Genomic DNA, 12734 nt, shown 5'->3' on the forward strand with positions numbered 1-12734 from the left:
TCGGGGAAATATGCCATTTCGGTCATGGATTCCTGACCCGCGCCCGCTTCATGGGAAGATGGCTAAGTGAATATGTCGGTAACAAGTGTGCTCTTTGATCTTGACGGGACCCTCGTTGACCCCGCAGGTGCTATTACCTCGGGTATTCGTCATGCCCTCGTGGCCCACAGTCTCCCGGATCCAGGCGAGGCACGTGTTGAGGCGCTGGTGGGTCCGCCACTGCAAGTTGGGCTGCGCACCCTTGACGGGGTGACCGACGAAAATATCGACTCCATCATCGCGACGTACCGTGCCCGGTACGAAGCGGTGGGCATGGACGATTCACTGGTTTATCCAGGGATCGTCTCACTTCTTGAAGCGCTGCGCCACGAGAACATCTACGTCGCTGTGACCACCGCAAAACCGGTGAACATCGCACGCCTGCTTCTGGAACGCAAAGGCCTGACCGAGCACCTCGACGCGATCCATGGAAACGCTGACGAGCACGGCAGTACTGGTTCGAGCAAGACACATATCGTTGCTGAGGCCTTGTCCCACGGGGATCTTGAGGCGAGTTCCAGCGTTGTCGTGGGGGATCGGTATTACGATCTGGATGCGGCGCGTGACAATTCTGTTGCTTCCATCGGTGTGGCTTGGGGATTCGCGCAAGGCGACGAACTGGCCAGCGCCGACCTTCAAGTCGAAAACGTCAGTGAATTAGCAAAGGCGATCCTGGGGGAGCAGATAGCCCATTCCTTCGAAATTGAAGCAAGCGTCATGCAGGAAGGTGCGAAATAGATGAGCATCTACACCATGACCCGAGCTTCGATTCGCGGCGTTATCAATGGCGTATGCCGCGCCGAAGTTACCGGCCTCGAAAATGTGCCCAAAGAGGGCGGATTCATTGTGGCTTCCAATCACCTCTCTTTCTTCGACTCCTTGATTATCCAGGCCCTGACCCCTCGCGACGTTGCCTTCTTCGCAAAGGCGGAGTACTTCACCACACCAGGTGTCAAGGGCAAGCTCATGAAAACCTTCTTCGAGTCAGTTGGATCAATTCCGGTGCAGCGCGGCGAGCAGGCTGCTTCTGTGGCTGCCCTGGATTCCTTGGTCGGCATCATTGAGGAGGGCGGCGGAATCGGAATCTATCCCGAAGGAACCCGTTCCCGCGACGGGAAGCTCTACCGTGGACGCACCGGCGTAGGCTGGCTGGCATTGACCACTGGCGTACCTGTAGTCCCTGTAGGCCTCATCGGGACTGAAAAGCTGCAGCCAGCAGGCTCCAAGGGCTTCAGGCCCGCAAAATTTCATATCCACTATGGTGAACCACTGCACTTTGACCAGCTGGGTCGAAAGCATCCGTTGCCGCAACGTCGCCAGGCGACCGACCGCATCGTTGATGCAATTGCTGAGCTTTCTGGGCAGCAGCGCGTGGACTCATACAATCAGTTACCTCCAGACGCGAAATAATCTATGGCTGATCCAGCAAGTTACCGTCCGAAGACCTCGGATATTCCAACAAAGCCCGGCGTGTACCGGTTCCGCGACGAACATGGCCGTGTGATCTATGTTGGCAAAGCCAAGGTTTTGCGCAATCGACTCACGTCGTACTTCGCTAACCCCGACCGCCTCACGCCCAAAACGCGAGCCATGGTCTTCACTGCGGGCAGTGTCGAGTGGACCGTTGTTGGATCCGAGTTGGAAGCTCTGCAGCTGGAATTCGTATGGATCAAGGAATACAACCCCAGATTCAACATCGTTTTCCGCGATGACAAAACGTACCCATATCTTGCGGTGACCTTGAATGAAAAGTACCCCCGTGCTCTTGTCATGCGAGGCGACAAGCGCAAGGGCGTCAAGTACTTTGGCCCTTTCTATCCGGCCAAAGCCATTCGAGAAACCCTGGACACCCTTTTACGCGTATTCCCGGTCCGCAGCTGCGCCCCCGGCGTTTTCAAGCGTGCCGAAGCGTCCGGGCGCCCATGCTTGCTCGGCTACATCGACAAGTGCTCGGCACCCTGCGTAGGGCGCATAAGCGAAGAAGACCACCGTCAACTGGCTGACGACCTGTGCACCTTCATGAGTGGTGAAGCAACCAAGTTCACCAAGGCGCTCACGGTAAAAATGCAGGAAGCGGTCGCCGAACTCGAATACGAACAAGCCGCTCGCTATCGAGACGACATTTCCGCGCTGAACCGCGTTTTTGAACGGAATGCCGTTGTCTTGGACGATCGCACTGAGGCCGATATCTTCGGGGTCCATGGGGACGAATTGGAAGCTGCGGTGCAGGTTTTCCACGTGCGGGACGGCCGAATTCGCTCGCAACGAGGCTGGGTAGTTGAAAAGGTATCCGACGCTTCCGATGCTGAATTCGTCGAGCAGCTGCTGACCCAGATCTATGCGGATCACGCCGATCGGATCCCTCGCGAGATCCTGGTTCCGACACTGCCCGAGGATATCAACGATGTGACCACCTGGCTCTCGGATCTGCGCGGTTCCAAGGTCTCGCTACGCGTAGCGCAACGCGGCGACAAGGCGGCGCTGGCCGGAACCGTGAAGGAAAACGCCGAACAGGCCTTGCGATTGCACAAGTCCAAGCGGGCTGGCGACATCACTACCCGTTCATTGGCCATGCAGGAACTGCAAGAAGCACTCGGCGCCGAACAGGCCTTGCTGCGCATTGAATGCTACGACGCGTCGCATACGCAAGGCACGAACGTTGTGGCGTCAATGGTGGTATTCGAAGACGGGCTCCCAAAAAAGAGCGAGTATCGGAAGTTTTCCATCACCGGCGATGCGGCACGCGATGATACCGCGAGCATGTACGACGTAATATATCGACGCTTCAGTCGGTACTTGAAAGAAAAAGTCGATCCATCGGCCTTCGTAACCGGGGCCGTCGAGGATGGCTCGATCGGCGAGGTCGAAAAGAAGAAGTTCTCATATCCGCCCTCATTGGTCATCGTGGACGGCGGGCCGCCGCAGGTCGCCGCGGCCCAAAAAGCCATGGATGATCTCGGAATTGACGACATTCCAGTGGTCGGACTCGCCAAGCGCTTGGAAGAGCTCTGGCTTCCCGATGATCCCTTCCCGGTCATCCTTCCACGTGCTTCGGCGTCCCTGTACCTTGTGCAGCGGCTTCGCGATGAGGCGCACCGGTTTGCCATCACGTTCCATCGCGAGAAGCGGGCGAAGTCAATGATTTCCTCCGAGCTGGACGCGGTGCCCGGACTCGGGAAAGCCAAGCAGGCGGCATTGCGCAAGCACTTCGGCTCAATGAAAAAGATTCGTGCTGCGAATGTCGACGAGCTGACTCAAGTTCCTGGCATCGGTCAGAAGCTTGCCACCGTCATCAAAGAAAGCCTTGAGGATGCTTCACGTCCAAGCGTGAATATGACGACAGGCGAAATTGTCGACTAGCCTTGGAATATGAGCGCTGAGTATGAAGCTGTAAAACCGCCTGAGTCTGAACTAGTGATCGTAACTGGCATGTCAGGTGCCGGTCGTACCACGGTCGCCCATGCTCTGGAAGACCAGGGCTGGTATGTGGTGGAGAACCTGCCACCGGCCATGCTTGGACCATTGACCGAAATGATGAGCCGTTCTCAGGGCTCCATTCCCAAGATGGCCGTTGTCATGGACGTTCGCTCGAAGGAAATGTTCCCGGAGATCCGAGATGCCCTGGCACACCTGACCTCCAGCGGCGTGAAATTCAGGCTGGTCTACCTCAACGCCAGCGACGACGTATTGATCCGCCGCTTCGAGCAGGGGCGTCGCCCGCATCCGCTGCAGGGTGACGGGCGCATCGTTGACGGGATTACCCGCGAACGCGGCATCACCGAACAGCTTCGCGAAGCCGCCGAGATCATCTTGGACACCTCCTCGATGTCGGTGCACGACCTGGCGCGCTCGATCAACGAATTGTTCAGCGAATCCGGCCCAATCATTCTTCGCATCAACGTCATGAGCTTCGGCTTCAAATACGGCCTGCCGACCGATGCCAATTACGTGGCTGACGTTCGATTCATCCCGAACCCGCACTGGGTTCCCGAGCTGCGTCCACAGACCGGCAAGGACAAAGAAGTTTCGGAGTACGTGCTCAGCCAGGAAGGCACCCGGGATTTCATTGAGAACTATCTCAAGGCCTTGGAGCCTGTCTTCGAAGGCTACCGCCGGGAAAACAAGCATTACGCCACCATCGCGGTGGGCTGCACCGGTGGCAAGCACCGTTCAGTGGCAACAACCATCGAACTTGGACGGCGCCTTGCGCAGTTCCCGAATGTTCGCGTGAGCATCAGCCATCGCGACTTGGGACGCGAGTAGCAGCCATGGCTTTTGCAACAGGTCCAATTTCGATACAAGGCCTATCCCGGGGCGATGACCAGCGCAACCCGTCAGTGGTGGCGCTCGGTGGAGGACATGGCCTCTATGCCTCGTTGTCCGCGCTGCGCAGGTTGACCACCGATCTGACCGCTGTGGTTACGGTAGCTGATGATGGCGGCAGCTCGGGCCGCTTGCGCGGGTCCTTCGACGTCTTGCCCCCAGGGGATTTGCGCATGGCATTAGCCGCGTTGTGCGATGACAACGATTGGGGCCGTACATGGCGCGATGTCATGCAACATCGTTTCGAATCCGACGCGAACCAGGACGAGCCGCTGAACGGGCACGCCGTGGGCAACCTGCTGATCCTGGCCTTATGGGAGTTGCTGGACAACCCCGTGGCAGGCCTGCGGTGGGCCGGCGCATTGCTTGGCGCTCGCGGCCAGGTCCTGCCGATGAGCACTGTCCCGCTGTCCATTCATGGTGAAGTGCTCGAGTCCGACGAAAGCGATTCGCTGGTACGCCGGCGGATCGACGGCCAGGCAAAATTGGCGCGCGCTGGCTCCGGGGGACTGGTCACGAATGTTCATCTGGAACCATCGGATGCGCCGGCCTGTTCTGAAGCCTTGGAGTCCATCGAGCTTGCCGATTGGGTCATCCTTGGCCCGGGCTCTTGGTACACCTCGGTACTGCCTCATTTGCTCTTGCCGGACATGCGGCGGGCCATTGCATCGACAACAGCGAAGAAACTGCTGACCATGAACCTGTCGATGGAAACGGAAGAAACCACCGGCATGGATGCGGCCGCTCACTTGGAGGTGCTCGGCCGGTATGCACCGGATGTGACTTTTGACGCGATCATTGCCGATGGGTCCAAGATTCACAATCGCCAGAGATTTGAGCTGGCAGCGCAAAAACTCGGCGCACGGGTCTTTTTTAGTACAGTAGGAGTATCTGACGGTCGTGCAGTGCACGACCCGTTGCGACTAGCGGCGGCCTATCATGAGGTGTTTACCGCGATCGGATCTTAGGAAGATCCAAGTAAGGGAGTTTGATTCATGGCATTGACGGCTTCCGTCAAAGACGAGCTGTCGCGGGTTGAGATTCGCAAGCCATCGGTCCGCAAGGCCGAGGTTTCGACGATGCTCCGCTTCAGCGGGGGACTGCATATTGTCTCCGGGCGAATTGTCATTGAAGCTGAGGTGGATCTGGCTGCGACGGCCCGCCGCCTGAAGCTTGCCATTGGCGAGTTGTATGGCCACGAAGCAGAGATCGTAATGGTCTCCGGCTCTGGCATCCGCAAGGGCAGCCGATACATTGTCCGCGTGGCAAAAGACGGTGAAGTTCTAGCCCGGCAGACGGGACTTCTCGACCAGCGCGGGCGGCCGGTGCGCGGACTGCCCTCGGTCATTGTCAATGGCTCAACAGCTGACGCCGAAGCCGTCTGGCGTGGCGCATTCTTGTCTCACGGTTCATTGACCGAGCCTGGCCGAAGCTCAGCGCTTGAAATTACCTGCCCCGGTCCAGAAGCCGCGTTGGCTCTGGTGGGTGCGGCGCGTCGATTGGGCCTGACTGTCAAGGCGCGCGAGGTGCGCGGTGTTGACCGCGTAGTCATTCGCGACGGCGATGCAATCGCGCAACTATTGACCCGCATGGGTGCCCACGATGCTTTGATGGTCTGGGAAGAACGCCGCATGCGAAAAGAGGTACGCGCTACGGCCAACCGGTTGGCGAACTTTGATGATGCCAACTTGCGCCGCAGCGCGCAGGCAGCGGTGGCTGCCGGCGCCCGCGTTGAGCGTGCGCTTGCCATTCTGGGTGATGAGGTTCCCGAGCATTTGCGTTATGCCGGGCTGCTGCGCCTGGAGCACAAGCAGGCCTCGTTGGATGAGCTTGGCCGCATGGCCGAACCTCCGATGACCAAGGACGCCATTGCTGGCCGAATCCGCCGCCTCTTGGCCATGGCGGACAAAAAAGCCAGTGATCTGGGAATACCAGGTACGGAGTCCAGCGTTCCATTAGACGAACTGGAACACTAAAAATGTCCCCGTGGGAGACCTCCCGCGGAGATTCAACCAATTGAGAAGATTGAGGAGAATCATGGCTGTTTATTCACTGCCAGAACTGCAGTACGACTACGCCGCACTTGAGCCAAGCATCTCGGCTCGCATCATGGAATTGCACCACTCCAAGCACCACGCAGCCTACGTTGCAGGTGCAAACTCGGCGCTGGAGCAGTTGGCTGACGCTCGCGAAAAGGGCGAGTTCGGCAACATTCCAAAGCTGTCCAAGGACCTGGCATTCCACCTCGGTGGCCACACCAACCACTCGATCTTCTGGAACAACCTGTCCCCAGAGGGCGGCGACAAGCCAGAGGGCGAGCTGGCTGCAGCCATCGACGACTTCTTCGGTTCCTTCGATGCCTTCCGCGGCCACTTCACCGCAGCAGCCATGAGCCTGCAGGGCTCGGGCTGGGCTGTCCTGGCGTACGACGCACTCGGCGGCCAGCTGGTTATCGAGCAGCTATACGATCAGCAGGGCAACATCCCAGTGGCAACCACCCCGCTGTTGATGCTGGATATGTGGGAGCACGCTTTCTACCTGGATTACGTGAACGTGAAGGCTGACTACGTCAAGGCCTTCTGGAACATCGTGAACTGGGCAGACGTCCAGGCTCGCTTTGAAGCTGCCCGCAACGGTGCAGCATCGCTGATCGTTCCAGGTAAATAATTAACCTGGTAAGTTAGCTCACATTCAGCGCCAAAATAGCGTAGAATGTTTCAAGTGTGTTGCGGATCCCAGTGATCCACTGGGATCCGCAAAGCACGGCACAACGGAGTGTCCTCACAAAGAAGGCCACTTCCGTCTACGTGCGGACGTGGCGCAATCATCCCGTTTAGAGGAGATAGTCACGTGACAACCCGTGTTGGAATCAATGGTTTCGGTCGTATCGGACGCAACTTCCTGCGTGCAGTATTGGCCCATAAGGCAGACATCGAGATTGTCGCCGTCAACGACCTTGGTTCAATCGATTCGCTTGCTCACCTTGTGAAGTTTGACTCTGTACTCGGCCCAGTCGGCGAGGCAGTTTCCGTAGAAGGCGACACCATCGTCGTCGGAGAGCGCCGCATCAAGGTCCTTTCCGAGCGCGATCCAGCAAACCTCCCATGGGGGGAATTGAACGTCGACGTAGTCATCGAGTCGACCGGCTTCTTCACCAAGGCAGCAGATGCCAAGAAGCACATCGCCGCCGGTGCAAAGAAGGTCATCATCTCGGCTCCAGCCACCGATGAAGACATCACCATCGTGATGGGCGTGAACCAGGACAAGTACGATCCTGCAAACCACAACATCATCTCGAACGCTTCGTGCACCACCAACTGCTTGGCCCCACTGGCCAAGGTGCTGAACGACGAATTCGGCATTGTTGACGGCCTGATGACCACCATCCACGCATACACCGCCGACCAGCGCCTGCAGGATGCACCGCACAGCGACCCACGTCGTGCTCGTGCAGCCGCACTGAACCTGATCCCTACCTCGACCGGTGCCGCCAAGGCAATCGGCGTTGTACTGCCAGAGCTCAAGGGCAAGCTGCACGGCTACGCCATGCGCGTTCCAGTTCCAACCGGTTCGGCAACCGACCTGACCGTCAACCTGGCTCGCACCGCAACCGCTGAGGAAATCAACGCTGCATTCGAGAAGGCCGCTTCCGAGGGTCCATTGAAGGACGTTCTGGAGTACTCGACCGATCCACTGGTTTCCTCGGACATCGTCACCAACCCGAACTCGTCGATCTTCGACTCCGGCCTGACCACCGTCATAGGCAACAGCGTGAAGGTTGTTTCGTGGTACGACAACGAGTGGGGCTACTCCTCGCGACTTGTTGACCTCGTTGGATTCGTGGGATCAAGCCTCTAGTCGATAACCTAGAGATATGTCTTCTCACACTATTGACGAATTGATCGCTGACAACGGTGTCCGCGGACGGCACGTTCTGGTCCGAAGCGACCTGAACGTGCCGCTCGACGGTGCAACTGTGACCGATGACGGCCGCGTGCGCGCATCTTTGCCGGTCATCACCAAGCTGGTTGAAGCAGGTGCCAAGGTCATCGTGATGGCGCACCTGGGCCGCCCCAAGGGGCAGGTTGATGCGAAGTACTCGATCGCACCTGCAGCACAGCGCTTGAACGAACTGGCTGACTTCGACGTAACGGTCGCCGAGGATGTTGTGGGCGAATCCGCTCGCAAGGCCGCGGCAGAACTTGCAGAAGGCTCCGTTCTTGTCCTTGAAAACGTCCGCTTTGACGCTCGCGAGACCTCCAAGGTCGACGCAGAGCGTGAAGAGTTCGCCAAGGAGCTTGCAGCTCTGACCGGCGAGAACGGCGCTTATGTGAACGACGCCTTTGGCGCTGTGCACCGCAAGCATGCATCCGTTTACGACATTGCCAGCCTGCTTCCCAGCTACCAGGGCGACTTGGTGGCTACCGAGGTCAAGGTCCTCAAGACCCTGACCGAAGCTCCAAAGCGCCCCTACGTGGTGGTGCTTGGCGGTTCGAAGGTATCGGACAAGCTTGCGGTGATCGACAACCTGCTGGGCAAGGCCGATCAGCTGCTGATCGGTGGCGGCATGGCATTCACCTTCCTGAAGGCGCAGGGCTACGCCATTGGCGGCTCGCTGCTCGAAGAAGACCAGATTGCCGTGTGCCAGGAATACCTCAAGCGCGCCGAGCAGCTGGGCTGCGAGATCATCGTTCCCGTTGACGTTGTTGTCGCCGAGAAGTTCGGCGCCGACGCGGCACACGAGATCCTGCCTGCTGACAAGATCGAAGAGGCAAGCTTCGGCTCCACCGGATTGGGCCTGGACATCGGGCCAAAGTCGGCCGAGCAGTTTGCAAGCTACATCACCAGCGCCAACACCGTGTTCTGGAATGGCCCTATGGGCGTCTTCGAGATCCCGGCGTTCGCTGAAGGTACCCGCACCGTTGCGCAGGCACTGGCAAACTCAGAAGCATTCAGCGTTGTCGGCGGTGGCGATTCCGCTGCGGCTGTCCGCGCATTGGGCTTCTCGGAGGAGGACTTCGGTCATATCTCCACCGGTGGCGGCGCTTCATTGGAGTACCTCGAAGGCAAGACCCTGCCGGGCGTTGCCGCATTGGAAGGCTAGGAAATGACCATTTCGCAGAACGGCGCCTACGTGCGCCAGCCACTGATCGCTGGCAACTGGAAGATGAACATGGACCATGTCCAGGGCATCACCCTCGTCCAGAAGCTGGCCTGGACCCTCAAGGACCACGAGCACAACTACGATCGTGCTGAAGTGGCAGTATTCCCGCCATTCACGGATATTCGTGGTGTTCAGACCCTGGTCCTGGGCGACAAGCTGGAGGTCGTTTACGGCGCCCAGGATTTGTCGGCACATGATTCGGGTGCCTACACCGGAGAAATCTCCGGTCAGTTCCTGAACAAGCTGGGTTGCTCCTACGTGCTGGTCGGCCACTCGGAACGCCGCGAGTACCACAACGAAACCAACGATGTGATTGCAGCCAAGCTGGCAGCCGCATACCGACACGAGCTGACTCCAATGCTTTGCGTTGGCGAAGGCCTGGAGGTTCGCAAGGCTGGCGAGCATGTCGCTTTCACCTTGAACCAGTTGGCTGAATCGCTGGAAGGCGTGAGCGCTGAGCAGGCTGAAAACCTGGTCATCGCCTATGAGCCAGTGTGGGCCATCGGTACCGGTGAAGTTGCTGGTCCGGCCGACGCGCAGGAAATGTGCTCGGCGATTCGCGGTGCATTGGCTGAACGCTTCGGCGAAGCAATTTCCGAGAAGACCCAACTGCTTTATGGCGGTAGTGTTAAGGCAGCAAACGCGGCAGCGATCATGCGTGAGCGTGACGTTGACGGCGTGTTGGTTGGCGGAGCCAGCCTCGACGCCGAGGAGTTTGCTAATATTGTCAGGTTCGAGCATCACCTCGTGACCGACTGAATCTAGCTAAGGAACCGTCGACTTGGATATCATCAAGATCATTTTGCAGGTATTGCTGGGCATTACCAGTGTCTTGCTCACCCTCCTGATCCTGCTTCATAAGGGTCGTGGTGGCGGTATGTCGGACATGTTCGGCGGCGGTATGACCAGCTCAATGGGCTCTTCAGGTGTTGCCGAGCGCAACCTGAATCGCATCACCATTATTCTCGGTCTTATCTGGGGCGCCGTGATTATCGGCCTGGCCCTGGTCCTGAGATTCAGCGCCGAAGGCTGATTCGCGGTCTTCAGCAGCAACGGCAATGGGCGCCTTCCACATCAAGTGGAAGGCGCCCATTGCCATATCCCGGATCAGGGCAGGCGGCCGAATTTCTCCGTATCGGCAATAGAACCGAGCACCAGGATCCGGTCCCCGGTATGCAGCACCGTGTTGCCATCGGTATTGACCCATTCCCCGGCGGCGTTGGTGGTGGCCGCGATGGTCACCCGGAACTTGTTGCGCACCCCGGCATCGCTGAGCTTGACGCCGTGCAGCTGCGCGGGCGCAGTCATCTTCACCATGGCATACCCCGGATCAACCTCCAAATAATCCATCAGCGAGCCGCGGACCAGGTGGGCCACCCGCTTGCCCATGTCCTTTTCCGGATACACGATGTGGTGGATGCCCAGCTGCTCCAGGATCAACCCATGCCGGTCATCCTGCGCCTTCGCCCAGATCTGCGGAATGCCCATGCTCACCAATAGCGAGCAGCACAGGATGGATGATTGCAGGTGGCTGCCCACGGCTACCACTACGCAGTCAAATTCCTGGATGGACAGCTGTTCCAGTGTTTCGCGATTGGATGCGTCGGCACGCACCACTTGGGTCAGCTCCCCGTTCAGGGCCTGGACATTCTGTTCCAGCGTATCGATGCCCAGCACGTTCGTGCCGGATTTCATCAGTTCCAAGGCCAGGGACTCGCCGAAGCGGCCCAAGCCGATCACCGCAACGGAATCGGCGTTGGCCAGTCCTCTGGTGTCATTGCGAAAATTCAGTAGCTTAGCCAATGGCTGGCCTTTCCTTAGGTAGTTCGAATAGGGCCTTGCGGTCGCGCAGGGCCAGGGCCGACCCGAGCAATAGCACGCCGACGCGGCCCAGGTACATCAGGGCGATAAGAATCCCCTTGGCGGCATCGGGCAGGTCTGGGGTGATTCCGGTGGACAGTCCCACTGTGGCGAAAGCGGAGGTGGCCTCGAAGAGGCAGCGATCCAGCGTGTACCCGGTGAGCAGCAGCAGCCCCATGGTTCCGGTGAACACCGCTGCCACGCCCATCAGGGCCACGGTGATTGCCTGGCGGTGCACCGAACGAGACAGCCTCTTGCCCAGCACATTCACGGCCGTCTCGCCGCGCAACTCGGTGATGATGATGAACAGCAGAACGGCCGCGGTGGTGATCTTGATGCCGCCGGCGGTGCCGGCCGGACCGCCTCCGATGAACATCAGGACATCCATCCCCAGCCATGAGGCAGGGTGCATGGCACCGATGTCGATGGAGTTGAATCCGGCCGTACGGGTCTGCACGGATTGGAAGAAGCCAGCCAGGATCCGCTCCTGCGGGTCGAGCCGTCCGAGGGTGTCCTGGTTGTTCCATTCCATGGCCGTGATGAACACGGTGCCCAGGACCAGCAACAGGACCGTCATCAGCAGCACCAGTCTGGTATTCATGCTCCACTTCAAGGAGTTGTTCCAATGGCGCCTGAGCTGGACGAGCACCGGGAATCCCAGCCCGCCGAGGATAATGGCCAGGCTGATCGGCAGGCACAGCCAGGGGTCCGCAACAAAATCCATCAGGTTATTCGAATACAGCGCGAAACCGGCGTTGTTGAACGAGGAGACCGCATGGAAGGCGCCGTGCCATAAGGCCTTGAGCGGGTCATAGCCGTATCCGGCCCAGAACCTCACCCCGAGGAGCAGGGCCACAATCGACTCGATGATCAGGGATACCTTGATGATGACCATGGCGGCGGAACGGACGTCTGAGCCGCTGACCGCATTGCTTTCACGCTGGGTTGAGAGCCTGGTCAGGTACCCGATGCGCCCCATGACCAGCATGCTGAGCAAGGAGGCAATCAGCATCAAGCCGAGCCCGCCGACCTGAATCAGCAGCAGAATGACGATCTGGCCGAAGGGCGTGAAGTCGGTAGCGGTGTCAAGCACGGTCAGGCCGGTCACGCAGACTGCCGAGGTGGTGGTGAAGATGCCGTCGATCAGCGGGGTGAACTCGCCGTTGGCGTTGGACAGCGGCGAGGAAAGCAGCAGGCCGCCGAGGAGAATTGCGGCAGCAAACATGAATGCGACCAAGCGCGCAGGCTTGGCCGAGGCGTTGTGGCCCAGCGGAGCCAGGGGCCGAAGTTTGGTGAAGGGCATTTACGTCGCAATGATAGAAGCAGCGTCTCGCGAAAGTGCGGGATG

13 protein-coding genes are annotated in these 12734 nt (G+C 59.0%); 11 read left to right on the forward strand and 2 right to left on the reverse strand.

Going from position 1 to position 12734, the window contains the following annotated elements; translation table 11 throughout:
- The first annotated feature begins 72 nt into the window (after positions 1-72).
- From ACT7DV_RS14130 to secG, 11 genes are all read left to right on the forward strand, one after another.
- Positions 73-777 (forward strand): HAD hydrolase-like protein, encoded by a 705-nt coding sequence (locus tag ACT7DV_RS14130; RefSeq protein ID WP_444663489.1) that lies wholly within the window; start codon positions 73-75, stop codon positions 775-777.
- On the forward strand, positions 778-1449 hold the full coding sequence (locus tag ACT7DV_RS14135) for a lysophospholipid acyltransferase family protein (protein ID WP_444663491.1): 672 nt from the start codon (positions 778-780) through the stop codon (positions 1447-1449).
- A gap of 3 nt (positions 1450-1452) precedes the next feature.
- Positions 1453-3399, forward strand: coding sequence for an excinuclease ABC subunit UvrC (uvrC, locus tag ACT7DV_RS14140; RefSeq protein ID WP_444663492.1), 1947 nt, complete (start codon positions 1453-1455; stop codon positions 3397-3399).
- Positions 3400-3408: 9 nt separating this feature from the next.
- Positions 3409-4302 (forward strand): RNase adapter RapZ, encoded by an 894-nt coding sequence (gene rapZ, locus ACT7DV_RS14145; protein WP_060701851.1) that lies wholly within the window; start codon positions 3409-3411, stop codon positions 4300-4302.
- A gap of 5 nt (positions 4303-4307) precedes the next feature.
- Positions 4308-5330: a gluconeogenesis factor YvcK family protein gene (locus ACT7DV_RS14150; protein WP_444663494.1), complete on the forward strand. Its 1023-nt coding sequence runs from the start codon at positions 4308-4310 to the stop codon at positions 5328-5330.
- A gap of 27 nt (positions 5331-5357) precedes the next feature.
- On the forward strand, positions 5358-6338 hold the full coding sequence (gene whiA, locus ACT7DV_RS14155) for a DNA-binding protein WhiA (RefSeq protein WP_444663496.1): 981 nt from the start codon (positions 5358-5360) through the stop codon (positions 6336-6338).
- Between the two features lie 61 nt (positions 6339-6399).
- Positions 6400-7029, forward strand: a complete 630-nt coding sequence (locus tag ACT7DV_RS14160) for a superoxide dismutase (RefSeq protein WP_060701848.1) — start codon at positions 6400-6402, stop codon at positions 7027-7029.
- A 183-nt stretch (positions 7030-7212) separates the two neighbouring features.
- Positions 7213-8220 (forward strand): type I glyceraldehyde-3-phosphate dehydrogenase, encoded by a 1008-nt coding sequence (gene gap, locus ACT7DV_RS14165; protein ID WP_444663498.1) that lies wholly within the window; start codon positions 7213-7215, stop codon positions 8218-8220.
- A 16-nt stretch (positions 8221-8236) separates the two neighbouring features.
- Positions 8237-9466 (forward strand): phosphoglycerate kinase, encoded by a 1230-nt coding sequence (locus tag ACT7DV_RS14170; protein ID WP_444663500.1) that lies wholly within the window; start codon positions 8237-8239, stop codon positions 9464-9466.
- A 3-nt stretch (positions 9467-9469) separates the two neighbouring features.
- Positions 9470-10285 carry a triose-phosphate isomerase gene (gene tpiA, locus ACT7DV_RS14175; protein ID WP_444663502.1) on the forward strand — a complete coding sequence of 272 codons (816 nt, stop codon included), beginning with the start codon at positions 9470-9472 and terminating at the stop codon, positions 10283-10285.
- A gap of 22 nt (positions 10286-10307) precedes the next feature.
- Positions 10308-10559 (forward strand): preprotein translocase subunit SecG, encoded by a 252-nt coding sequence (gene secG / locus ACT7DV_RS14180; RefSeq protein WP_013349244.1) that lies wholly within the window; start codon positions 10308-10310, stop codon positions 10557-10559.
- 74 nt (positions 10560-10633) lie between these two features.
- Here the strand turns inward: secG and ACT7DV_RS14185 are convergent, their stop codons facing one another.
- Positions 10634-11329, reverse strand: coding sequence for a potassium channel family protein (locus ACT7DV_RS14185; protein ID WP_444663504.1), 696 nt, complete (start codon positions 11327-11329; stop codon positions 10634-10636).
- Positions 11322-12689, reverse strand: a complete 1368-nt coding sequence (locus ACT7DV_RS14190; RefSeq protein WP_444663506.1) for a TrkH family potassium uptake protein — start codon at positions 12687-12689, stop codon at positions 11322-11324. Before ACT7DV_RS14190 ends, ACT7DV_RS14185 begins: the two co-directional genes overlap by 8 nt.
- Positions 12690-12734 lie beyond the last annotated feature (45 nt).

The sequence above is a fragment of the Glutamicibacter sp. TV12E genome, from assembly GCF_052441935.1.
GTDB lineage: Bacteria > Actinomycetota > Actinomycetes > Actinomycetales > Micrococcaceae > Glutamicibacter.

Coding starts and splice junctions, on each gene's coding strand:
- ACT7DV_RS14190 (WP_444663506.1), bottom strand. CDS start 12,689: ATGCCCTTCACCAAACTTCGGCCCCTGGCTCCGCTGGGCCACAACGCC.
- ACT7DV_RS14150 (WP_444663494.1), top strand. CDS start 4,308: ATGGCTTTTGCAACAGGTCCAATTTCGATACAAGGCCTATCCCGGGGC.
- ACT7DV_RS14170 (WP_444663500.1), top strand. CDS start 8,237: ATGTCTTCTCACACTATTGACGAATTGATCGCTGACAACGGTGTCCGC.
- whiA (WP_444663496.1), top strand. CDS start 5,358: ATGGCATTGACGGCTTCCGTCAAAGACGAGCTGTCGCGGGTTGAGATT.
- uvrC (WP_444663492.1), top strand. CDS start 1,453: ATGGCTGATCCAGCAAGTTACCGTCCGAAGACCTCGGATATTCCAACA.
- ACT7DV_RS14160 (WP_060701848.1), top strand. CDS start 6,400: ATGGCTGTTTATTCACTGCCAGAACTGCAGTACGACTACGCCGCACTT.
- ACT7DV_RS14135 (WP_444663491.1), top strand. CDS start 778: ATGAGCATCTACACCATGACCCGAGCTTCGATTCGCGGCGTTATCAAT.
- rapZ (WP_060701851.1), top strand. CDS start 3,409: ATGAGCGCTGAGTATGAAGCTGTAAAACCGCCTGAGTCTGAACTAGTG.
- ACT7DV_RS14130 (WP_444663489.1), top strand. CDS start 73: ATGTCGGTAACAAGTGTGCTCTTTGATCTTGACGGGACCCTCGTTGAC.
- tpiA (WP_444663502.1), top strand. CDS start 9,470: ATGACCATTTCGCAGAACGGCGCCTACGTGCGCCAGCCACTGATCGCT.